The organism is Paenibacillus sp. UNC496MF, from assembly GCF_900113915.1.
In the GTDB taxonomy this organism is placed as follows: Bacteria; Bacillota; Bacilli; order Paenibacillales; family Paenibacillaceae; genus Paenibacillus_Z; species Paenibacillus_Z artemisiicola.
Genome location: NZ_FORE01000004.1, coordinates 165,391 through 188,794, shown reverse-complemented (window position 1 = coordinate 188,794; position 23,404 = coordinate 165,391). Strand labels below are relative to the sequence as shown.

Annotated in this window: 16 protein-coding genes and 1 other annotated feature; of the genes, 2 read left to right on the top strand and 14 right to left on the bottom strand. The window is 62.2% G+C overall.

Annotation, left to right across the window (positions count from 1 at the left end; all coding sequences use genetic code 11):
- Positions 1-84 precede the first annotated feature (84 nt).
- A complete protein-coding gene (locus tag BMZ79_RS00850; RefSeq protein ID WP_090635755.1) occupies positions 85-1,188 on the bottom strand; it encodes a glycoside hydrolase family 172 protein in 1,104 nt (367 codons plus the stop codon).
- A 119-nt stretch (positions 1,189-1,307) separates the two neighbouring features.
- Between BMZ79_RS00850 and BMZ79_RS00845 the strand changes: the two genes are divergently transcribed.
- Positions 1,308-2,183, top strand: a complete 876-nt coding sequence (locus tag BMZ79_RS00845; RefSeq protein WP_090635753.1) for an AraC family transcriptional regulator — start codon at positions 1,308-1,310, stop codon at positions 2,181-2,183.
- A gap of 164 nt (positions 2,184-2,347) precedes the next feature.
- Here BMZ79_RS00845 and BMZ79_RS00840 read toward each other — a convergent pair whose 3' ends face one another.
- From BMZ79_RS00840 to tyrS, 12 genes are all read right to left on the bottom strand, one after another.
- Entirely contained in the window at positions 2,348-3,364 is a 1,017-nt protein-coding gene (locus tag BMZ79_RS00840; RefSeq protein ID WP_090635752.1) for a LacI family DNA-binding transcriptional regulator, read from the bottom strand.
- Positions 3,365-3,590: 226 nt separating this feature from the next.
- Positions 3,591-5,834 carry a DUF6259 domain-containing protein gene (locus tag BMZ79_RS00835; RefSeq protein ID WP_090635750.1) on the bottom strand — a complete coding sequence of 748 codons (2,244 nt, stop codon included), beginning with the start codon at positions 5,832-5,834 and terminating at the stop codon, positions 3,591-3,593.
- 28 nt (positions 5,835-5,862) lie between these two features.
- On the bottom strand, positions 5,863-6,687 hold the full coding sequence (locus tag BMZ79_RS00830; protein WP_090635749.1) for a carbohydrate ABC transporter permease: 825 nt from the start codon (positions 6,685-6,687) through the stop codon (positions 5,863-5,865).
- A 28-nt stretch (positions 6,688-6,715) separates the two neighbouring features.
- Positions 6,716-7,603, bottom strand: coding sequence for a carbohydrate ABC transporter permease (locus tag BMZ79_RS00825; protein WP_090635747.1), 888 nt, complete (start codon positions 7,601-7,603; stop codon positions 6,716-6,718).
- A 93-nt stretch (positions 7,604-7,696) separates the two neighbouring features.
- A complete protein-coding gene (locus tag BMZ79_RS00820; protein WP_090635746.1) occupies positions 7,697-9,181 on the bottom strand; it encodes an ABC transporter substrate-binding protein in 1,485 nt (494 codons plus the stop codon).
- Between the two features lie 90 nt (positions 9,182-9,271).
- The gene (locus BMZ79_RS00815) at positions 9,272-10,402 is read right to left on the bottom strand and encodes a DUF4185 domain-containing protein (RefSeq protein ID WP_256252493.1); all 1,131 of its coding nucleotides are present in this window, start codon (positions 10,400-10,402) and stop codon (positions 9,272-9,274) included.
- Between the two features lie 34 nt (positions 10,403-10,436).
- Positions 10,437-11,546: a glycoside hydrolase family 172 protein gene (locus tag BMZ79_RS00810; protein WP_090635744.1), complete on the bottom strand. Its 1,110-nt coding sequence runs from the start codon at positions 11,544-11,546 to the stop codon at positions 10,437-10,439.
- Positions 11,547-12,354: 808 nt separating this feature from the next.
- Positions 12,355-13,188, bottom strand: coding sequence for a phytanoyl-CoA dioxygenase family protein (locus BMZ79_RS00805; protein ID WP_090635743.1), 834 nt, complete (start codon positions 13,186-13,188; stop codon positions 12,355-12,357).
- Positions 13,189-13,341: 153 nt separating this feature from the next.
- Complete coding sequence (locus BMZ79_RS00800) at positions 13,342-14,115, bottom strand: helix-turn-helix domain-containing protein (protein ID WP_177221939.1); 774 nt, start codon at positions 14,113-14,115, stop codon at positions 13,342-13,344.
- Positions 14,116-14,352: 237 nt separating this feature from the next.
- Positions 14,353-15,939: a flotillin family protein gene (locus BMZ79_RS00795; RefSeq protein WP_090635740.1), complete on the bottom strand. Its 1,587-nt coding sequence runs from the start codon at positions 15,937-15,939 to the stop codon at positions 14,353-14,355.
- 10 nt (positions 15,940-15,949) lie between these two features.
- Positions 15,950-16,477 (bottom strand): NfeD family membrane protein, encoded by a 528-nt coding sequence (locus BMZ79_RS00790; RefSeq protein ID WP_090635738.1) that lies wholly within the window; start codon positions 16,475-16,477, stop codon positions 15,950-15,952.
- Between the two features lie 211 nt (positions 16,478-16,688).
- Positions 16,689-17,945: a tyrosine--tRNA ligase gene (gene tyrS, locus BMZ79_RS00785; RefSeq protein WP_090635737.1), complete on the bottom strand. Its 1,257-nt coding sequence runs from the start codon at positions 17,943-17,945 to the stop codon at positions 16,689-16,691.
- 49 nt (positions 17,946-17,994) lie between these two features.
- Positions 17,995-18,279, bottom strand: a binding site (T-box leader).
- 183 nt (positions 18,280-18,462) lie between these two features.
- On the opposite strand from tyrS, the gene BMZ79_RS00780 reads away from it, so the two are divergent.
- Entirely contained in the window at positions 18,463-21,600 is a 3,138-nt protein-coding gene (locus BMZ79_RS00780; RefSeq protein WP_090635735.1) for a transglycosylase domain-containing protein, read from the top strand.
- Between the two features lie 78 nt (positions 21,601-21,678).
- Here BMZ79_RS00780 and acsA read toward each other — a convergent pair whose 3' ends face one another.
- Positions 21,679-23,403 (bottom strand): acetate--CoA ligase, encoded by a 1,725-nt coding sequence (gene acsA / locus BMZ79_RS00775; RefSeq protein ID WP_090635733.1) that lies wholly within the window; start codon positions 23,401-23,403, stop codon positions 21,679-21,681.
- Between the last annotated feature and the right edge of the window lies 1 nt (position 23,404).

The following is a 23,404-nucleotide window of genomic DNA, read 5'->3' as shown; positions in this document are numbered from 1 at the left end:
TTTTTGCGCGCTTGTTCAGCCGGACCTGTGGGCGCGCCTGCTCGAGGTGCGTTCAATTCATCGGCTTGACGCGTGCGCCGGCGCTTAGCGCGGCCATCTCCGGTTGGCCGGCGGCAGCGCCGGGAACGACGCGTGCGGCTCCATTTGGTACCAATACGCGACCGACGCCACGTCGTCCGAGCGTTCGAACAGCTGCGCATGGTCGTGGCCGATTTGCTGGATCGTGACGCGCAGATCGCGCTCGAACCGGATCGGATCGGGCAGATGCCAGCGGTACATGCCGTGCATCGGCACGTCGTGGCCGTACCAGGCGTCGATCTCGGTCGTTTCCTTATAGAATTGATAGCCCAAATACGGCGTGGAGTAGGATTCCGGCTCGTTCGTCTTCATGTTGTTGAAGCACCAGGCCCCTCCAACGTAGTCCTCGACGCCGGTGCCGCAGATGGTCGGCCATTCGTCGTCGCCGTCCATGTAGAACTTGATCTCGCCCTCGCCCCACCAGTTCCGCTCGAGCGCCGCCCAGGCCAGGTACGTGCCGATGTATTGGCCTTCGCCCTTGACGTTATCGAGGATCGTGTAATCCTTGCCGCGTTCGGTGACGGCTTCCCGCCGCCATTGCGCGTGGAAATACGCCGTATTCTCGGGCAGCTCGTCCACGAGCGTATAGTTGAACGCGTAGAAGAACCCGTCGATGTCGACCGCATGCTGGTTGACGATCGTAATTTTGGCGGACTTCCGGAACGGCATCGGAATGTAGCAGTTCATGCCGCCGGTCGGCACGACGCAGATCGGCAGCGAGCTCACGTTCGTGCGCACCCCGAAGCCGTTGCAGAAGAAGTCGCCGAGCGGCACGTCGACCGAAGGCTCCGTCTCGTCGTCCCAGTACATGCGCAGGACGAGGTCGCGCAGCACGAACTGGCCCGCATGTCCCTTGCCCGTCTTGTCCGTCACCGTGATCCAGAAATGCTGGATGATGCCGGTGCCCTGCACCTCGGCGAGCGTGACCTCGTCGCCCTGCTTCAGCGTGATGGCCGGCCGGCCTTTGCGGCCCGTTCCCAAATGGTTCGCTTCTTTGCCGCCTTGCCCTTTTTCGCCGTTCGGATTTTCCGCCGTAATCGACCGCGTGCGCGCTTTCATGACGAGCGGCGCGGAGGACAGCCCTAATCCCAGTCCGTATTGTTGCAGCATTGACCGATCACCTCGTGTATCAATTATTGTGCATTTCCGAATCTATTATATAATGATGAACGAAGAGATTCGTTAGCGGTTATTGTTGAATTGTTTATCTATTATTGCGAGGTGCCGTCATGGAAATCGAGAAGCTCTCCCCTTATGTCCGCGTCGCGATCGACAGCATCCTCGATCCGTCGTGGACGCTGGAGGAACGGGTTATCTGGGATTACGAGCTGCTCTACCTGATGGAGGGTCAGCTGCTGGTTACGGTGGAAGACGAGGTGCTGCACGGGCAAGCCGGGGATTTCTTCTTCTTCAAGCCGGGGCAGCGGCATGCCATTCGCATCGTCGGGGAGTCGCGGATTCGCCAGCCCCACATCCATTTCGACCTGACCGAACGGCCCGACAGCCGGGAAGTCGGCGTCTCCTTCAAGCCGCTCGCGCAGATGAACGCGAAGGAACGGGGCTGGTTTCGGGAGAACGAGCTGAACGACCGGCTTTATTTCATTCCGTCTCGATTCCGTCCCGCCGACCCGCTGCCGCTGGAGAAGAGTTTGTTCGAGGTCATCCGGGAATTCGCCGCCAAACCGCCCTTCTACGAGCTACGGCTGAAAAGCGCCATGCTGGCCATCCTGGCCCGCATCATGCGCGAGCATTACTGGGGGAGCGCGATGAAGAGCGGCGGTCAGCTGGAGCGGTTGTCGGAGGTGCGAGCCTACCTCGACGACAACGCGCACCGCGGCGTGCAGCTGGACGAGCTCGCGGAGCGGTTCCACGTCAGCAAGTTTCATTTGATCCACCTGTTCAAGAAAGGGTTTCAGATGACCCCGATCCAGTACCACCAGAAGATTCGGATCGAGAAGGCGAAGACGATGATCCGATATACATACCTGTCCATCCAGGAAATCGCGGACCAGCTCGGCTATTCGACGATCCATGCGTTCAGCCGGGCGTTCAAGGCGAACGCCGGCTGCAGTCCGTCCGGCTACCGGGACGCGACGTCTCGTTGAGGGCCGAGCCATCCGCGTACGTATCCCCGCCGCTGTCCGAGCACGAACAAAGGGAGCTTCGCGAAAGCCATTCGGCCTTACGCAAAGCTCCCTTTCTCCTTCCCGGCCGCATGCGCCTTCTTCCATCCGGTCTAGCGGCACCGCGGCCCCAATTCCGCTCCTCCTCATCCCGGCCGGATGCTGGAATGCCGGACGACGAGCCGCGGCTGGATCCGGATCTCCCCTTTCTCCCGCGGCTTGCCGAGGAGTCGGTCCATGAGCACCTGTGCCGCTCGCCGGCCGATCTCCTCCTGATTGAGCGAGACGGACGTCAGCTTCGGGTACACCCGAGAGGCGATGTCGAGATTGTCCATGCCGACGATCGCGATATCCTCGGGAATGCGGAGGGCCGCTTCCTCGCACGCCTTCATCACCCCGATCGCCATCAGGTCGTTGGCCGCCACGATCGCTTCCGGCAGCTCGGCGCGCTGAAGCCACGCCTTGGCGGTCTCGTACCCGCCGTTCTCCGTGTAATCGGATTCGGCGACGTAGTCCATGCGCACCGGCAGCCCGGCCAGATCCAAGGCGTCGCGGAAACCGCAAAACCGCTGATAGCCCGTCTGTTCGGCATTGCTCCCGCCGATATAGCCGATGCGCGCTACGCCCTGCGCGATGAGATGCTCGGCGCCGAGCTTAATGCCCAGATACGTATCGGCATACACGTAATCGAACCGGTCGGCGCCTTCGGGCGAAACGTATTTGTTCGTCAGCACGACCGGCGACTGGAGGGCGTTGATCGCGCCGATGTTGTCTTCCATGAAGTTGAAGGACACCATGATCATGCCGTCGGCGACTTTCTCCTTCAAGTTCTGAATGGCGCGCAGCTCTTCCTTCAGGCTGTGCTTCGTATAGATGAGGATGAGCAGATAGCCGTGCTCTTCCAGCACTTGATTGATTCCGTTGATCATATCGAAATAGAACGGATTGCAAATATCGGGCACGGCGAAAATGATCTTCTTCGTCAGCCGCATTTTCAGCGTCTGCGCCGCGCTGTCCGGCGCGTAATTCAATTCTTTGGCGACGGCCAGGATTTTCGTTTTCGTTTTTTGACCGCAATAGCCTCTACCGGACAGCGCACGTGATACGGTAGAGGGAGAGACGCCGACCCGCTCCGCGATATGGTAAATGGTATTGTTGTCCATCGTAATGAAGTGTCCTCCGTGGCCTTTGTCAAGTAACCGATTATGAAAAAACGATTAAGCTCACAGTATCATCTAATCTATCATTAGGCAAACAAATCCTGCCCGCGGCTCGGCCATCCTCCCGGCCGATGCGAAAGCGGCCTCCGAAGAGCCGCGCCCCTCGAAAGCCGCCGATTCGCGCCTTCCTGCCTTCATGACGACACCGGCCGGCGGGACGGCGCGCCCGCTACGAGAGCTCGATCATCGCGGCGCTCCTGGCCGGAATCTTGAACTCCGTTTCGCCCGCATCGCCGAGGTCGAGCCGAACGCCTCCCGCTTGCGCCGACGCGCCGAACAACCGGACCGCGACCGAGACGCCGATGTCCCGATTCAAACCGAGCGCGCCGGCATCGATTCGGGTACGCACGGTCTGCTCCTCGCCCGTGGCGTTGGCGAAGAACAAGGCGGCGCTTCCGTCCTTGTGCGCCCAGGCGGCGTGAACGACCGCCTCGACCTCCAGCGTGCCGGCGTCGTTGTACTCCGGCGACTCCTTGCCGTGATTGTAATGGAACCAATCCAGCCGGACGCGCGCGCATTCGTACGCCGGCGGCCGAAGCATCCGGCCGTATGCCCAGTACTTGTTGGCTTCGCCGACGCGCAATTTCGCATAAGCCCCGAGGTATGCCGCGCGCGACGGCGAGAACGCGTAACCCCGCGGCTCGAACGGATAATAATGCGCCTCCGGCGCGTTCTCCCGGCCGTCCAGCGCTTCCATCGGGCTGTACTCGTAATTCAGCTCGTACAGGCCGCCCCACAGATAGGTTCGCGCCACCGTGAAGTAGAACAGCTCGCCGATCTCCTCCGTCAGCTTGCCCCAGCCGTCCATCCGCAGGATGCCGTACTCGTGGTAGACGTACGCGAACATCGGCGCGAGCTCCGCTTCGCCGGTCTTGAGCAGCTCGCGGAGCGGCCACAGCTCGAGCGGCGCCGCCGGCTGACCGCCTGCCCGCGCCTGGTAATAGTCGATGAGGCCGAGCATCGTTTCGTTCATCATTTCCGTCCCCATCGGCACGTACCGTCCGGCCGCCTCGCGCATGGCCCGCTTCGTGTCGGCGTAATTGCGCCGGTACGCCTCCTCGACGACGCGGCCCGCGCCGACCGGATGGCCGTGGGAATCGTCCATGCATACTTTGAGGATATTGTTGGCCGAAATATCGTAGTAGATCGCGTCGACGTCGTTCGCCCGCTGCAGCTCCGCGTCCCGGCGGACATGAAAATCGTGCGCGTACGGATGCACGGGACAGAGAAACGGAAACCGGTACGCGTCGATGCTCTTCTTCGCGTCCGGGAACTTCTGGGCCGCCGCGCGGCCGAGTTCGCCGTCCGCGCCTTCGAAACGGTACAGATAATCGAATTCGAACGGCGCGAACTTATCGCCGAACGCCTTCATGCAGGCGAGGTTCGCTTCGTTGAACCGCGTCGGGAACCAATCGTCGAAGCCGCCGGGCACGCCCTTGTAGAACGTCTGCGGCGCGTTCGTCCAATCCGGGCCGAGCACGTGAAAAATCGGCGTGCCGATCGCGTCGTGGTAGGCGCGCAGCCAGGCCGTCCGGTCCGAACCGGCGTTGATGCCGAACGTCGCGGCGCCCATGTCCTTGAAGAGCCATTCGCCGCCGTCCCCCGCCGGCCGGTCGGCCAGCTTGCCCGAGGCGCACCAGGCTTGCGCGTGCGCCCAGCCTTTGTACCGGTCCGCGGCTTCCTCCCAGCCCTCCCCGGCGAGCAGCGCGACCGTCACCGCATAAGGCGGGGCGATCCCTTTGCCCGGTCCCATGTTCTCGCAGCCGTGGATGAAGGACGCCTCGAGCAAGCCGCCGGCGCCCTTGAAGAAGTTGAGCCATTTCGGCCGGCCTTCCCCGTCGTCCGCGGCGAAGTACAGTCCGCCCCGATTCTCGCCGTAATAGGCGAAAAACTGCATCGACGCGCCGGAGAAGCTTTCCGGGTACGGCATGTAGCGCAGCCCGGGGCCGTCCGCGGCGAAATTCGCCATCGGATCGCGCACCTTCACGCCCGTCGCGAACGGATGGGCGACGACGTCGGCCGCGCCGCCCTCGGTGATGGTGCCGATGCCCGGGAGCACCGGGTATTCCAGGCTGAGCAGCCGCTCGCCCGAACCGTTGTCGGCGGCGCAGCGGAAGACGAGCTCGCCTTCGCCGGGCGCCAGGAAGACCTCGGCCCGCACCGCGACGCCGTCCTCCGTCGTCCACGCCAGCTTTAATTGCTGCGCACCCGCCTCGGTCAACGCCAGCTCCCAAGCAAACGACGCGAACGCCCCGTCGGCCCCGCCGTCCCGTTCGAGCCGGAACGGCACGGCCCCTTCCGCGCCGCCGTCCGCGATGAACGCCAGGTCCCGCTTCTTGTCCCGCAAGCCGCGGACCGTTCCGTCGGAATCGCCGAGTTCGAGCCGGACGTGGTCGTTTTCAAGCACGATCATGCGCATGCGCCTCCTTGTTGGGCGGCCGTTACTTCAGGCCGGATATTTTGACGCCCGCGATGATGTACTTCTGGAAGATCAGGAACAGCACGATGGTCGGAATCGCCGACAGGGCGGAGCCGGCCATCAGCATGCCGAGCTCCGTCGAGCGCTCGGAGCGGAACGTCGCCAGATACTGCATGATTTGGAACAGATGCGGGTTCGTGATCGTCATGGTCGGCCAGACGAAGGAGTTCCAATAGCCGAGATAGGCGCCGATGCCGACGATGACGAACACGGGGTACGACATCGGCACGAAAATGCTCGTGAAGATCCGCATCCGGTCCGCGCCGTCGATCAGCGCCGCTTCCTCCAGCGCGAGCGGGATGTTCAAGTAAAACTGCCGGATGAAAAACATCGAGCCGGCCGAGGCCACCCCCGGTAGCACGAGCACCGCGAAGGTATCCAGCATGCCCAGCTTGTTGACGACGATGAACGAAGTCAGCAGAATCGCCATGCTCGGAATGAACATCGTCGAGATGACGTACAGCCACAGGAACGTCTTGAACCGGAACTCCAGCCGCGCGAACACGTAGGCCGCCGCCGCGTTCACCGCAAGGCAGAGCACCGCGAACAGCAGCGCGCCGCCGAAGGTGGTCAGCATCGTTTCCTGAAATGCCGCATCCTTCACGATATCCGCGTAGTTGACGCTGAGCCACTGCCGGGGCAAGAACCGGAACGGCGTCGCCAGCACCTCGGTCTTCTCCTTGAAGCCGGCGAGAATGACCCAGACGAGCGGAAACAGCGCGAGCAGCGTGCAGATCAGCGCGATGACCGTCAGCGTTGCCTTCGCGGCGGTTTGCTTTGTTTTCATAGTCCGTATCCTCCTTCCCGCCCGGCCGTTAGCCGTCGATCGCTTTGTCGGAATTGAGCACCTTGAAGATGATGGCCGAAATGCTGCCCAGCACGACGAACAGGAGCAGCGACGCCGCGATGGAGTTGCCGACCATCACGTCGTTCCGGAAATGAGTCAGAATGTACAGGTTCGGCGTCATCGTGGAATCGAGCGGCCCGCCGTTCGTCATGATGAGCGACAGCTCGTACTGGGAAATATTCGCCGTGAAGCCCGTGACCGTCAGGAACAGGAAAATGTTTTTGAGCAGCGGAATCGTAATGTAGCGCATCTTCTGCCACGCGCCGGCCCCCTCGAGATCGGATGCCTCGTAATAGCTCTCCGGGATGTCGAGCAGGCCGGCGAGCATGATCAGCGTCGTCAGCCCGAACCCGAGCCAGACGGCCGGCACGGCGATGCTCGGCAGCGCGGTGCCGACTTCCGCGAGCCACGCCTTCGGCTCGGCGCCGAACAGGCCGAGCGCGTAGTTCGCGAGACCGCCCAGATAATCGTAAATGAATACGAAGATGACCGATGCGACGATGCCGGATATGACGGTCGGGATATAGATCGAGGTCTTGACGAAGCCCGACATTTTGCCGCCCATGCCTTTAATGACGTTCGCGAACAGGAAGGACACGACGAGCGTGGCCGGCGTGACCATGAGCGCGAATTTGAGGCCGATCCAGACGGACTTCAGAAACCGGTCGTCCGACAGGACGAACGAGAAGTTGTCGACGCCGACGAACCGGGAGGGCTGATAGAAGCTCCAGTTGAAGAAGCTGACGCGGACGGAATAGAGGAACGGAATGACGACGAAGACGGTCAGCAGCACGAGTATCGGCGCAAGCAGCAGATACGCGGTTTTGTTGTCGTGCCGGAAATTCTTTTTGAACATGGCTTCACTCACCACCGTGGGTTCGGAATCGGAACGAACGCCCGTTGACGGGGGGTTGAACCCGCCGCGTCCCCGGGCGTCTTCCGGCTGTCGCTACTGCTGCGCTTGCTTCGGATTCGTGCCGGCGAGCTTCGATTTCGCGATGAAGTCGTTGATGTCCTTATCCGCCTTCTCCAGCGCCTTCTCCGTGTCCGTTCCTTTCATGGCCGATTCGATCGCCGTCGAGACCGCGAGGCTGACGTCGTACGGGTAGATCGGCTCCGCCTTCGCGAACGGAATGACTTTCTCGGCGATCAAGGCGCGCCACGGATCCTGCGAAGCGGCCGGATCGGCCTTCATCGCTTCGTCGACGGATTTGCGCGGCGAGAACTTGGAGAATTGCGCCGTCTTGAAGAAGTCGATCATGATGTTCGGGTCGCCCGCGAGCAGGTAGCCGATGAACGCCGCCGCCTGCTGCGCGTGCTTCGACTTGCCGTCGACGACGAGCGACCAGCCGCCGAGCGTGGCCGTCGTGGCCGACGGATCGCCGTCCTTGGACGGCATCGGCGCGACGCCGACTTTATCGAGCAGGGTCTTGTAGTCGTTGCGCAGCTGTCCGATGCCCCACGAGCCGTTGACCTGCTGCGCCAGCTTGCCTTGGCCGAACGGCGCCATGTCCGTATAGCCGGCGAGCGGCTGCTTCGGCATGATGCCCGACTTGTACGCGGTGGCGTAGAAGTCGACGACCGCGCGGTAGCCGTCGTTCAGCACGTCGGCCTTCGACCAGTCGTCCGTCAGCGCCAGATGGCCGGCCGCGCCGTACTGCAGCCCCCACGAGGACCAGCCGATGTCGCCCGCGTTGCCGCCGGTGCCGAGTCCGAAGATGCCCTTCTCCGTCAGCTTCTTGCCGTTCGCGAGCAGTTCGTCCCACGTCGCCGGCGGCTTCTCCGGATCGAGGCCGGCCTTCTCGTACAGATCCTTCCGGTAGTAGAGCACCGCGGACGGCTCGACGAGCATCGGATACGCGTAGAATTTGCCCTGGGCCGAGACGAAATCCTTGATGTTGTCGTACACGTCGTCGAACTTGCCGCCGTCGATCAGCCCGTCGAGCGGCTGAATCTGCGCCAGCTTCGCGGAGTTGGCGATGCTGCCGTAGTTCATCGTATACAGGTCCGGCGCTTTCCCGGCGGCCTGCGCCGCTTTCATCTTCTGCGCCCAGGCGTCGCCCGGGACGATTTGGATCTTCACTTCGACGGCGTCCTGCGATTTGTTGAATTCGGCGACCCATTTTTTGAACCAGTCGTTCGTCGTGTTTTCGAATTGGTTCGCCCAGAACTCGATCGTCGTTTTCTCCGCCGGCGCCGCGCTGCCGCCGTCGTTCGCCCCGCCCGCGTCCGCCGCGCCGCTGCCGTCCGCCCCGTTGCCGCCCGATGCGTTGCCGCTTGCCGCGTTGCCGTTCGCCGCATTGCCCCCGTTCGCCGCGTTGCCGTTCGCGCCGTTCCCGCCGCCCGAACCGCCGCAAGCCGTCAGCGCGAGCGAGGATGCGAGCATGAGCGATAGCAGCGCCGTGCCGTAGTGAATTCCCTTCTTTGGCTGCATGAAAGAAACCTCCCTTTTTTGTCGACATGCTATTTAAACGCCGGTGGCGCTTAAACCGGATGGATGATGATCGTCAACCTGCATCCGCTTTCATTTTTGCAAGTCGGCTTTGAACCAGAAGACGTTGTACGGGTTCCACAGGGACAGCGTGAAATAGATCGTTTTGCCGCCGTCCGCCGTATAGCGGTCGTTCATGAACGGGGCGTAGAGCCCCGGCTGCTCCGAGGCCGTGACGAGATCGATCGCGTCACCCCATGGCCCCCACGGCGCCAGTCCCTCCCGCATGACGACGCCTTCGCCTTCCTTGAGGTACGTCATCAGCCAGCGTTCGAGGTAGGGATTCCAAACGACGGACAGTTCGCCGACCGTGTCGTCGACCACCGTCTTCGCCTTGGAGGCCGCCTCGCTCCAGACCGGCGCTCCCTTCTCGTCGCTGCCCCCGTAATAGCGGTACGCTTCGGGCTTCTCGATGTCCGCTTCGGGGACCTTCATCAGCTGCACGCCGCCGAACCGGCCCGACGGGATGCCCCAGAAATAAATCTCCGCGGCGTTAGCGTCCGCTGCCACGCGATACGGGCTGATCTGAATGAAATTGCTGTCGCCCGGCCATTTCAAGCCGTCCAGCAGCGTCCAGGTTTGGCCCTCGTCCGCCGACTTGGCGACGCCGGCGAAATTGGCGTCCCACTTGCCGGGATCGCCCCAATGGTTGACGGACATGTAGTACAGGTACATCGCGCCGTTCGCCGACAGCCCGTGCGTCGGAATCGTCGTCATCTCGTCGTAATCGGTCTTCTTGGACGGCACCAGCTCCTTGGCGAGGCCGGTGTCGTCCGCGATCATGCCGTCCAGCGCAATGCCGTCCGCGGGATCGCCGTCCGTCGTATACCCGATCGTGTTGGAGCGCCAGAAGCTGCCGCCCCCGCCGATCTGATCCGGATCGCGTTCGCCGAACGTATCGCCGAATACGAAATACGTCCGGTCGCCGACGTTGAACATCGAGCCGAGGTCCGTGCCGTAGACGCCGAACCGCTCCGTCTTGTTCGGCGACTCCGCGCCCGTGAGCTGCGAGATCTGCTTTACGCCCGATACGCCTTTCAGCAGGAACGATTTCCCTGCGCCGTCCAGCATCGGATTCGATTTTCCGCCGTCCGCGCAGCCCGCCGCGACGAGCAGCAGCGCGGCGGCCGCGGCGGTTATGGCTATACCGCTCTTCGGTTTCAATGCGGCACCGTCCTTTCGAGGCTATAAGTCCGGATTACGGATTGGCGTGGCCGAAAATGCGGGCCAGGCTGCCGCCGTCGAACGGCTTGATATCCGGCAGCGGAAGCCGCTTGCCGATCTTCGGCAGCGGCGCGAACGGGCGATGCGGCTCCTGCTGGTACCAGTAGGCCGTCGACGAGACGTCGTCGGAGCGGTGATTGTTATGGCCGTGCTCGATCGTCACCCGGATGCTCTGCTCGAACATGACGGGATCGAGGATATGATAGCGGTAGGTCGTGATTTTGCCGCTCCAGTTCGGTCCGCCTCCCAGAATGATGCCGTGGTACGGCGTGAAAACTTCCTGCTGCGGACACCAAGCGGTGTTGAAATAATCCTCCATCCCCGTGCCGTGCAGGGAAGGCGGCCAAGGCTCCCCGTCGATGAAGATCATGTCGTCGCCTTCCCCGTACCAGTTCCACTCGTTCGAGTCGCGGAGATTATGCACGTTGAAGTTGCAGCCGACGTAGTGTCCCTTCCCATCGGCCTCGAGAATGACGTAATTGCCGTCGCCCGTCGTGTTCTTGCCGCCGAATTCGTAATAGGCGTTGTCGACGCCGTCATCCGGGATGCCGTCCGTCGGATTCTCGCGGCGCCACGAGGCATGGAAACGAAGCTCGCTGTCCGGCAGCTTGCCGTACGCCTCGTAATCGACGTAGAAGTAAAATTTGATCGGATGCTCCGCTTCGCTCTCGATCTGAATGCGGGCGCCGTCCGCGAACGGCATCCGGAAGAAGGAATTGAACGCCTTGCCGTCCTCCGGGCTCATCATCAGCGCGGCCGACGCGTAATTCCGGGTCAAGCCGTGGCCCATCCCGAAGAAATCGCCGATCGGCGCTTCCACGCTCGGCTCCGTCTCGTCGTCCCAGAACATGCGCAGGACGATCTTGCGCGGCAGGAACGCTTCCTCGACCGGCGCGTCCGGCGCCATCGTCATCCAGATGTGCGTGATCGCCCCCGCCCCGGAAAGGCGGCAGACGTCCGTGACGTCGCCCGGCTTGATCGTGAAAAAGTCCTTGTTGCCGCCGGTGCGGTCATAGCTCGATTCGCGCTTGCGCTTGCCGATTCGCGCTTGGCTCAAACCCGCGAGGCTTTGCTGTACGTCCATGATGGGCACTCCCTTTGCCGTATAGTCGTGTTCTTGAACACCCCATGTGCAATCGATGCCACAAAAGGGAAGCGGCTTACTTGTTTTGCCGGTTTGCTTCTCGTCGGCTCCTGTCGCCGGCTCGAAGGCGTCAGCTTTGCCTTCCTCGGGAGCCCGCATCAGACATGCGGCCTGTCGGGCCAAGACCGCTTCGCCCGGTTAGCTTCCGGGACCGGGATCCGAACGTCGCAGCCGCAATCCTGGCGGGGTCACCGGAGCGGACGCGCCATGAGAGCGGCCGGTGGCCGGGAGCGACGAATTCTGCAATCGATTGCAGAATGAAGTCAAGCCATGGCGCACGATCGGCGCCGGCTGCCGGCGGCTGCAGTCCTACTAGCTCGCGGAAGCCTTATTTCTTCCCCCCGCCGGCCGGTTTTCTTGCCGCTCTCGCCTCGTATCGGACAGCACGTCGGTCTTTCACGTCGGGACAACACGCCGGTCGGCGCTGCTTGGGCTTGGAACGCCGCTCCAATGTCGGATCACGGGCAATGCGTAACCGCTTTCAAATCGGTTCGAAAAAGAAGGCGCCTTCGTCTCCTTGCCCTGTCGGCGCCTCTGCCGCGCGATCGCTCCCGGCATGCCGCTCCAAGCTCCGCGCTTGCGCGAAACTCGGCAGCCAGCCGTATGTAATCGATTACTTGCCGTTCACATGTTCATCGTACCGGATGGCAAGGATATCCGTCAACTCTTTTTTTCCGCCTATTTTCGCGGGCCGGCCCGAGCCGTCGCGGAGCGCCGCAACGGCTCGGGGCCATCCTCCCGCCTCCTCTTAACGCACCAGCTCCGGCTGATGCTCCTTCAACCAGACGCGCAGCGGCACGTCGGCGTCCGTCGGCGTATAATAGCCGTTGCAGTTCACGCCCGCGCCGAGCAGCTGCCGGCGGATCGGGTCGCTCTTGTCCCACAAATGCTGCACGGTCATGTCGTCCTTCGTCCGGATCCAGCGGTAGCCGTACCCGTAGAACAGCACCTTGCGCTGCAGCTCCGACCAGTTCGGCGTGCCCGCGTGCCACAACCGGCGGTCGAAGAATACCGCCGTCCCCGGCTTCACGCGTACCGGAATCGCGCCTTCCGGCTGGCCCTGGCGGTCGGCCGGGAGCCGGAGATTGTCGTTCAAATGGCTGCCGGGCACGATCCAGAAATTGCCGCGGTCCGGCTCGGACACGTCCGACAGGAAATACGCGACCTTCAGCGACAAGCGCGGACGCGGATGCGATTCCATCTCCTGGTTGACGCGCCCGCTGTCCTGATGCCAGCCGAACGTGTTGTCGTTCTTCGCCTGCCCGTTCGGCGGCGTCGCGATCATGTGGGCGTGGTACAGGTAGATGTTCCAGCCGAGAATGCCCCATACTTTCGGCAGCACCTTCTCGTAATCGACGAGGTTCAGGAAGACGTCGTGGTCGGGTATGAAATTTGGATAAAACAGCGCCGTCTTCGGATCATGGCCCGCCTTCAGCTTATCGTCGTAAATGCGGTCGAACTCCACCGTCAGCGCGGCGACCTGCTCCGGCGACAGCGCGTCCTCCATGATCAGATAGCCGGTTTCCAAAAACGTTTTGCGCTCTTCCTCGGTCAATGCGTACTGCAAGCAAGACGGATTCATCGACATCCCCTCCAACTGAGTAATTAACGCATGTATTCATCATACGGGGCCGAGGGGGCGCATTCGATTAACGATCCGGCTTTCTTTTGCACGATTCAACGATTTTGATGAGAGCGCTGACATTTATGCCTCATCCTATCGCCCGTTCTTTCGTCAATCCGTCCGTCCCTTCAGGAACGCCGTCGGCGAACAGCCCGTCAGCTTCTTGAACACCCGATTGAAGTAGGCCTGGTCGCAGAAGCCGGTCTCTTCCGCGACGACGCTGATCGGCGTCATTTTGTCGAACATGAGCTCCTTCGCCTTGGATATCCGGACGTGGTGCAAATATTCGATCGGCGATTGGCCCGTAACCGACTTGAACACATGCGACACGTGGTTCGGCGTCCGCCCGGTATACGCGGCGAGGTCGCTCAGCGTCACCGGCTCCTTGAAATGGTCCAGCATGTAGCGCTTGATGTCTTCCGCCATGTCGATTTTTTTGGCCGGCAGCTTCCGCTTGTCCCGCTCGTAGTTGAGGATGCCGAGCAGCTCGAGCAGCACGGCGTAGCAGGCCGTCTCCGAGTACGGCCCCCGCATGAGCCAATGATGCTTCAGCAGCAAGAAGCGCTGCTTGAAATATTCGAAGCCGGGGATCGACGTCTTGCAGAAGCGCTCCTCCCGCAGCACGGGCAACAGCGCGCGGTCGTGCGCCTCCAGCGTGAAGTGCGTCGCGTACCGCTGATGCTCCTCCATCGATACGCCGCCCCGCACGGTGCCGGCCGGCATGAAGAGCACGTCGCCCTTCTGCAGGAACACGGTCTCGTCGTTCACGTAGTACATGATCTTCCCGCGCGTCACGACCAGCAGAATGTTGTACTGCGTCGGCTCCCGGCCCATTTCCCATTTCCCGTGAAAATCCTTGACGTAGCACGTGTGCATCTTGATCATGGCTGCCATCTCCTCCGATTGCCTAATGCCGTATTCCTTCGCCGCGAAGCCGCGCGGTTCCTGTCGCGAACGTCAAGCCGGCTTGAATCCGCGGCCGGCTCGCGTCCCTACCGGTCTCGGACGGACGCGCGAAACGGCCCGTCCCTTAGGGGACGGGCCGTTTCGCGTAGCCAGTTTCCGCGCGGCCGCTTCCGCCCGAACCGGCGCAGCGCGGCCCGGACATGTCGGCGGCGGCGTTTAGGCCAGGTCGCCTCCGGCGACCGGATCGGCCTTCAGCATCGGGTTACCCGCCTCCGGCAGTCCGGCTCCCGCCGCGGCAGCCGCCGCTCCCGCGACAGCCGCGCCGGCGGCCGATGCGCCGCGCGTCGTCAGCCCGCGGATGAGCGCGTTCAGGTCGAGGCCGGAGACGCTCTTCAGCATTTCCGGGGCCGTCGCCATCAGCGACGTGACGTAATTGCTGACGCGCGCCGCGCCTTCGCCGTGGCCGGTATCGACGACGGTCAGCTTGTCGATCGCGGCGATCGGATCCGCCACTTTGCCGGCGAGCTCCGGCAGCATCTTCACGACGATGTCGAGCACGGCCGCTTCGCCGAACAGCTCGAACGCCCGGGCGAGCTTCTCCTTCGCCTCGGCTTCCGCCAAGCCGCGAAGCCGGATGACGTCCGCCTCCGCCGTTCCCTTCGCCCGCTCCGCGTCCGCGATCGCGAGGCCGTCCAGCCGCTTCTGCTCCGCGTTCGCCTTCGCTTCCGTCTCGATCTTGTACTGCGCGGCGTCGGCTTCGCGCATCCGCTTCGCCTTATCCGCCTCGGCCGCCTGCTCGACGGCATACCGGTCGGCGTCGGCCTTCTTCTTCACTTCCGCGTCGTACTGCTTCTCGCGGCGGAGAATTTCCTTGCCTTCGAGGTCGATCTCCCGTTCCTTGCGGACGAGCTCTACCTGCATCTGCTCCTCGACGACGTGCTGCTTCGCGCGCGCTTCCTGGATGGCGTACGCCTGATCGGCCTCGGCCTTGGCGGAATCCTGATCCTTCTTGAAGGACGCCACCTTCAGCTCCTTGTCCTTCGCCGCCTCCGCGATGTTCGTGTCGCGCAGCAGCTCGGCCTTCAGGCCTTCTTCCTCCGCGCGCGCCTTCTGGATCCTCGAATCCCGCACCGCCTCGGCTTCGGCGATGTCGGCGTCCCGCTTGACCGCGGCGATGCGCGGCTTCCCGAGCGCGTCGAGGTAGCCGTGCTTGTCGCGCAGGTCCTTGATGGTGAACGAGACGATCTGCAAGCCCATCTTCTTCAGATCGCGCGCCGCGACGCCCTGCACTTCTTGGGCGAACTTATCGCGGTTCCGGTACACTTCCTCGACGGTCATCGAGCCGAGGATGGCGCGCAGGTGACCTTCGAGCACCTCCTGCGCCTCGCTCTTGAGCGATTCCGTCGGCTTGCCGAGGAATTGTTCGGCCGCGGTCGAGACGTCCTCGACGGAGCCGCCGATCTTGATGATCGCGACGCCGTCGGCCATGACGGGCACGCCCTGCTCCGTGTACACCTCCGGCGTCGACACGTCGAGCTTGTGCGACAGCAGCGACAGGAAGTCCGCCTTCTGGAAGATCGGCAGGATGAACGCGCCCCCGCCGCGGACGATTTTGTTCTTGCGGCCCGATTCGTCTTCGGCGACGTTGCGGCTGCCCAGGAACGAGCCCGTCACGATCATCGCCTTGTCCGGTCCCACCGTCCGGTATCTCGCCCAGAACGCCAAGCCGAGCACGATCAATATGCCGACCACGATAGCCGGTATTACTAAATAATCTGGCACGTCGTATTCCCCTCTCCTCATTCATGTCCGGTCAAAGCTCCAGCTTGGAGACGAGCAGCGTGTGCGCGTCGAGCCCCACGATCACGACCCGCTCGCCGGACGCGATCTCGACGCCGTCGAAGCTGGCCGCGGTATGATTCGTCAAGCCCGCGCCCGCCTTCACCGTCACCTCGCCGAAGCCCTTGGCCGGGATCGGCACGTTGACTTCGCCGATCATGCCGGTCAGCTCTTTCATGGAGTAGCCGGTCGAATTCTCGCTTCGCTCCATCGGCCGGATATACAGCCAATAGATTCCGATCGCCGCCGCGACCGCGCAGAGCGCCGCGAGCAGCACGACCGGAACCGTTCCGAACGGAGCATGGCGCGCGAGCAGCAGCCCCGCTCCCCCGAATACGGTAACCCCCCCGACGATCGCCGTCGGCTGAAGGACGGGGTGGCCGTCCAGCGATAAAAAATCGAGCATGCCGTCGAGCGCCAGGCTGAGCCAATCGCCGAGCACGACGCTGACGATCGCGAACAAGGCCCCTCCGATGAGACAACCGAGAAATAAGCCTTCCATGCCCTCCCTCCTGTCCGAAGAATTCCATTATTTTGAATTCCATCCGTTATTTCTTACGTCATTTGTACCGAATAAGTTTCGCAAACGCTTTGCAATTATTACAATTTCTGTCGAATCGCGCCTGTCGGAGCGGCCGGACGGACTCGTCGCCGATCAAAAAAAAGCTTATCGCGCGCAAAACGCCGCACGATAAGCTTATGGCCGGCCTTCCTTAACGAAGAACCAATTTCGCGAATTTCCGCTTGCCGACTTGGATGATATCGCCGTCGGCCACCGCGATCTCCGCGGACCAATCCTCGACTTTCTCCTCGTTGATCCGTACCGCGCCCTGCTGCACGCTCCGCTTCGCTTCGCTGGTGGACGGCTGCAGGCCGATCGAGGTGAGCAGCTTCAGAATGCCGATGCGCCCGTCCTGCAGGTCGGACGCCTTCACCTCCGCCTCTTGGATGTCGTCCGGCAGCGCGCGCTTCTGGAACACCGTGACGAAATGCTGTTCCGCCGCCGCCGCCGCTTCCTCGCCGTGGTACATGCGCACGAACGTGCGGGCGAGCGCCATCTTCGCGTCGCGCGGATGCTTGCTGCCGTCCGCGAGTCCTTCGCGCAGCGCCTGCAGCTCCTCGTTCGTCATATCCGTTGCCAGCTCGTAGTATTTCGGCATGAGCTCGTCCGGAATGGACATGGACTTGCCGTAAATCTCGTTCGGCTCTTCGTCGATGCCGATGTAATTGCCGAGGCTCTTGCTCATCTTGTTCACGCCGTCCAAGCCTTCGATGAGCGGCGTCATGATGGCGGCCTGCGTCGCTTTGCCGTATTCCTTCTGCAGCGTGCGGCCCATGAGCAGGTTGAACTTCTGGTCGGTGCCGCCGAGCTCCACGTCGCTCTCGAGCGCCACCGAATCGTAGCCCTGCATGAGCGGGTAGAAAAATTCATGGATGCTGATCGGCTGGCCGGTCGTGTAGCGCTTCGTGAAATCGTCGCGCTCCAGCATGCGCGCGACCGTCACCTTGGCCGACAGCGTCACGACTTCCGCGAAGCTCATCGGACCGAGCCATTCGGAATTGTAGTACACCGTCGTCTTGGCCGGGTCGAGCAGCTTGTAGATCTGCTTCTGGTACGTCTCGGCGTTGCGCTTCACGTCCTCCTCGCTCAGCTGCTTGCGCGTCTCCGACTTGCCCGTCGGATCGCCGATGCGGCCCGTGAAATCGCCGATGATCAGCTGCACGTCGTGGCCCAGCTGCTGGAACTGCCGCAGCTTGTGGAGCACGACCGTATGGCCGACGTGGATGTCCGGCGCCGACGGATCGAGCCCCAGCTTGACTTTGAGCGGTTTGCCGGTCGCCACGGCGTTCGCGACCTTCGCTTTCAATTCGTCTTCCGGCACGATCTCGACGACGCCCCGCCGGATGACTTCCATCTGCCGTTCGACTTCCTGCTGCTGCGCAGCGGTCAATGCTTCCCATTTTACCATTCGCGTTCGACGCTCCCGTCCGAATCAAATAAAAAAATCCTTCGCGTCCTCAAGGGACGAGAAGGATTTGCTCGCGGTACCACCCTCGTTAGAACCGCCCGTGCCCGCCAAGACGCGCGGACAAAGAGAATACGGCTCTCACTTCATTTCATAACGGAGATCATCCGGATGCGGACTACTGGCGAACGCTCCCAGCGCGAACAGGAGATTATTCGGGTTCGTCCGATCAGCTCGAGGCGGTAATTCGAATTGCGGCGCGTACCGGTTCGCACCCCCCACCGGCTCTCTGACATCGTCGTCCCGCAGCTCTACTGAAGCCTTTCAACGCGTTTCGATATGCGATTTTCTTGCTTTCCGTTATACCACAACGCTCGGCGCGAAGTCAATAAAAGCGCGCGAATCGCCTTCGAATTGGGAAAATTGGCGGCGTATGGACAAATTCGTCGTCCCGGAACTCCAACTCGGCTTGGGAACTATGCTATAATAAGGCTGTTAATCGGAGGAGGCTCAGCATTGTATGGATCAAGACCGTCAACAGAAACCGAAAAGCTACAGCAAATGGCGGACCTTTGGCATCGTAACGTTCGTAACGATTAAATGGCTCTTTATTTTCGGATTATTGATCGGACTGCTCGCGGGCGCCGCGGTCGCCGGCTACGTAGCCTCTTTCGTCAAGGACGAGCCCGTGCGCTCGCGCGCGGAAATCGAAGCCAAAATCGATGAAAACGCCGTCACCGGCTTTGTGTATTTCAACGACGGACAAACCCCCGTCGGCCAGCTCCGGACGGAAGAGGACCGGCGGCTCGTCAAGCGGAACGAAATCCCGCCGCAGGTCGTCAACGCCGTGCTCGCCACGGAGGACAACAACTTTTACAAGCACATCGGGGTCGACTTCAACGGCCTGGCCCGCGCGGTCAAGCAAAAGCTGCTGAACGAGGACACGCAGACCGGCGGCAGCACGCTGACCCAGCAGCTTGCACGCCAGGTGTTCCTGACGCTCGACAAGACGGACAGCCGGAAGGCCAAAGAGATCTTCCTGGCGCTCCGCCTCGAGCGGTTCATGACGAAGGACGAGATCCTGACCGCGTACTTGAATAAGGTGCAGTTCGGCACCAGCAACAGCGGCTACAATCTGTACGGCATCAAAGCCGCGGCCAAAGGCATCTTCAACATCACGGACCTGAACAAGCTCAACATCGCGCAGTCCGCCTATCTGGCCGGCTTGCCTCAGCGCCCTTCGGCGTACACGGCGTTCACGAGCAAAGGGAAATTCAATCCCGACGGCTTCAAGCTCGCGGTGGACCGCCAGCACATCGTGCTCCGGCGGATGCTGGAAACCGGGCGGATCAGCCAGGAGCAGTACGACGAAGCGATGAGCTTCGACCTCGAGAAATCGCTCGCGAAGCCGACGGAGAAAGCCTACTCGACGTTCCCGTTCCTCATGCTGGAATCCGAGCGCCAGGCGTCGGTGCAGCTGATGCTCGCGGAGAATCCGAACCTGAAGCCGGAAGACGTTAACAAGAAAGAGAACGCCCAGCTGCTGGAGGAAGCGCACGAGCATCTGCTCCGCGGCGGGTATCACATCTACACGACGATCGACAAGAAAGTCTATAATGCCATGCACAAGATCGGGTCGGATCCGAACAATTTCGGAGGCGACAGCAAAGAGAAGGGCATCGAGCAGACGGGCGCCGTCATGCTCGACCATAAGACCGGCGCGATTCTCGGCATGCTGGAAGGCCGCGACTTCTATACGGAGCAGTTGAACCACGCGACCCAGATGACCCGGCAGCCGGGCTCCACCATGAAGCCGATCGCCGCTTATTTGCCGGCTATCGAGAAAGGCATCATCCAGCCGGCAAGCGTCATCGACGATTCGCCGATCGTCATGAAGGACGGTCAGAAGGGCTTCCACATTCCGATGAACGTCACGAACAAATTTTACGGCCTCGTGACGGCAAGGGACGCGCTCAACCGATCGCTGAATATCCCGGCGCTCAAAATCTTCAACAATCTCGTGACCATTCCGGAAGCCTGGAAATTCGCGAGGAAGCTCGGCATCACGACGATTCAGCCGCAAGACGACTATGCCCAGACGGGCGTCATCGGCGGTCTCAGCATCGGCGTTTCCGTCGAAGAGCTGACGAACGCCTACGGCGCGATCGCCGATAAAGGCGAGTTCAACGACGCGTACATGATCAGCAAAATCACCGACGCGAACGGCAAGGTCGTCTACCAGCACGCGGACAAGCCGCTCCGCGTCTTCTCGGAACAGACCGCTTTCCTGATGACGGACATGATGCGGACGGTCATCTCCGATCCGTCCGGCTCCGGGCACAAAATTACGTCGTATTTCAAAAATTACGGCAAAATTCCGGTCGTCGGCAAAACCGGCTCCACCCAAAGCTACGGCGACGTCTGGTTCATGGGCTTCACGCCGGACATTACGCTCGGCGTCTGGGTCGGCTACGAGAAACAGAAATACACGCTGTCCAAACCGGAACGGGAGCGGGCGCGGATCATCTGGTCGGATATCATGAACGAAGTCACGACCACGCGGCCCGAGCTGTTCCCGACGAAGGAGTTCACAATGCCGTCCGGCATCGTCAAAGCGACCGTCTCCCGACTGAGCGGCAAGCTGCCGACGGATCTGACGCGCAGCGAGGGCAAGCTGGTCACCGACTGGTTCAACACGAAGTTCGTGCCGAAGGAGCCGGACGACGCGCTCGTCAGGATGGCCGTCATCTCCTATAACGGCATCAACTACATTCCGAAGCCGACCACGCCTTCGGACATGGTCAAGGAGCAGCTTGTCGTAAAGCGGCAGAAGCCGCTCGACGAGCTCATGAAGGAAATCGAAGCCGCGCAGGCGAAGCTGCCGGCGGACAGCCGCAGGCCGATGAGCGCTTACGTGCCGGCGGACGCGGGCCGCGATGCCCCGTCCATGGTCGATCCGCGGGTCGACGACGGCCGGGCGCCGAGCCCGCCGTCCAACGTGGGCATCGAGACGGTATCCGGCGGCGGCGCGTACCGGATTACGTTCAAGGCTTCGCCGGAACGCGACGTCGTCGGCTACCGGTTGTACCGTTCCGTGAACGGCGGCGCGTTCGCGAACATGAATAACCCTGTCCTCACGGGACAGGACTCGCGCTTCGTGAACTACATTAATGCGCCTGGCGGCTACGCGTATTACGTCACGGCCGTCGACGTGGCCGGCAAGGAATCCGCGCCGAGCGCGGTCGTCAATTCCGGCGGCGGCATCGCGCCTCCGCCGGATCAAGGATCGGCCTCGCCGACGGACACGGGCTCGGTCGGCGACATTATCGGACTGCCGACCGGCAACGGCAACGGCAGCGGCGGCCAGCCGGGCTCGAATCCCGGCCTCGCGTCGCCGTCCGCGCCGATCCACATCGCCATCGAAAGCACGGCGATCGGCATCAAGCTGACGTGGGCGGACAACGCGACGTCCGAGCAGGTCACGGGCTACAACGTGTACTACAGTACCGACGGCAGCGGCACGTTCAAGAAGATCGGCTCCACCAACGAGACGCGCTTCGAATACGTCTCGCCGCTCACGAGCGGGTATTTCCGGGTGACGGCCGTCAACGACGCCGGCGAATCGCCTCCTTCGGCGCCGGCCGCCATTCAGCCTTAAAGAAGCAACGCAAAAAACCTTCCGAGTGCGAACTGCATCGGAAGGTTTTTTTGTGCCTCGGCCGAAGCCGGGCGAAGATTAGTCTTCAATGGTCGACAGGTCGCCGGTCGGCAGGTTCAGCTCCCACGCCTTGAGCACGCGGCGCATGATTTTGCCGCTGCGCGTCTTCGGCAGCTTGTCTTTGAATTCGATCTCGCGCGGCGCCGCATGCGCGGAGAGGCCTTCTTTCACGAACTTGGTAATGTCGGCCTTCAGTTCGTCCGACGCCGTGTAGCCTTCGCGCAGCGCCACGAACGCTTTAATGATCTCGCCGCGCATCGGGTCCGGCTTGCCGATGACGCCGGCTTCCGCGACAGCGGGATGCTCGACGAGCTTGCTCTCGACCTCGAACGGTCCGACGCGCTCGCCGGCCGTGTTGATGACGTCGTCGATCCGGCCTTGGAACCAGAAGTAGCCGTCCTCGTCCCGGTAGGCGGAATCCCCGGAAATGTACCAGCCCGGAATCCGGAAATACTCCTCGTATTTCGCGGGATTGTTCCATACCTTGCGCATCATGGACGGCCATGGCGTGCGGATCGCGAGGTTGCCCATGCGGTACGGCGGCAGTTCGTTGCCCGCGTCGTCGATGATGGCTGCTTGAACGCCAGGAATCGGCTTGCCCATGGAGCCCGGCTTGATGTCCATGCTCGGGTAGTTGCAGATCAGCTGACCGCCCGTCTCCGTCATCCACCACGTGTCGTGAATGCGCTGCTTGTAGACCTTCATCCCCCAGCGGACGACCTCCGGATTAAGCGGCTCGCCGACGCTCAGCACGTGGCGCAGGCTGGACAGGTCGAACTGTCCGACGACGTCGTCGCCGGCGCCCATCAGCATGCGGAACGCCGTCGGCGCGCTGTACCAGACCGTCACCTTGTAGCGCTCGATCGTCTTGTACCAGTCCTGCGGGCTGAAGCGGCCGCCGCGGATCACGTTCGTCGCCCCGTTCAGCCAAGGCGCGAAGATGCCGTACGACGTGCCCGTGACCCAGCCCGGATCGGCGGTGCACCAGTAGATGTCGTCCGGCTGCAGGTCCAGCACGATCCGGCCGGTGAAGTAGTGCTGAATCATGGCGTTCTGAACGTGGAAAATGCCCTTCGGCTTGCCCGTGGAGCCCGATGTATAATGAAGGATAAGTCCGTCCTCGAGTCCGAGCCATTCGATCTCGGCGTCGTCGGATGCGGCGGCCATCCCGGCTTTGTAATCGACGATGCCGTCCCCTGCCTGCACGTCGTCGCCGAAGACGATGACATGCTTCAGGTCCGGCAGCTCGCTCCGCGGAATGCGCGACAGCAGCGCCGGCGTCGTGACGATCGCCGTTGCGCCGCTGTCCAGCAGGCGGTCCCTGACGGCCGTTTCCATGAACGCTTCGAAGAGCGGCCCGACGACGGCGCCGACTTTCAGCGCGCCCAGCAGGCCGAAATACAGCTCCGGCGTGCGCGGCATGAAGATGAACACGCGCTCCCCTTTGCCGATGCCCAGCCCGCGAAGCACGTTGGCGAACCGGTTCGACTGCTTCGCCATCTCCGCGAACGTGTACGATTCGTCCCTTGCGTTATCGCTATAGTAGAGAGCGATCTTATCGCCCCGCCCCGCTTCGACGTGACGGTCGATCGCTTCGTAGGCCATGTTGACCTTGCCCGTGCCATGCCAGGAAAACTGCCGTTCAAGCTGTTCGAAGTTAAAGGCTTCGTAGGTTTCATTGTAGCTTGCCATGTTGGAGCCGGACGCCGTCGCCGGAATCCGTACTTGATGTGTATTGCTCATT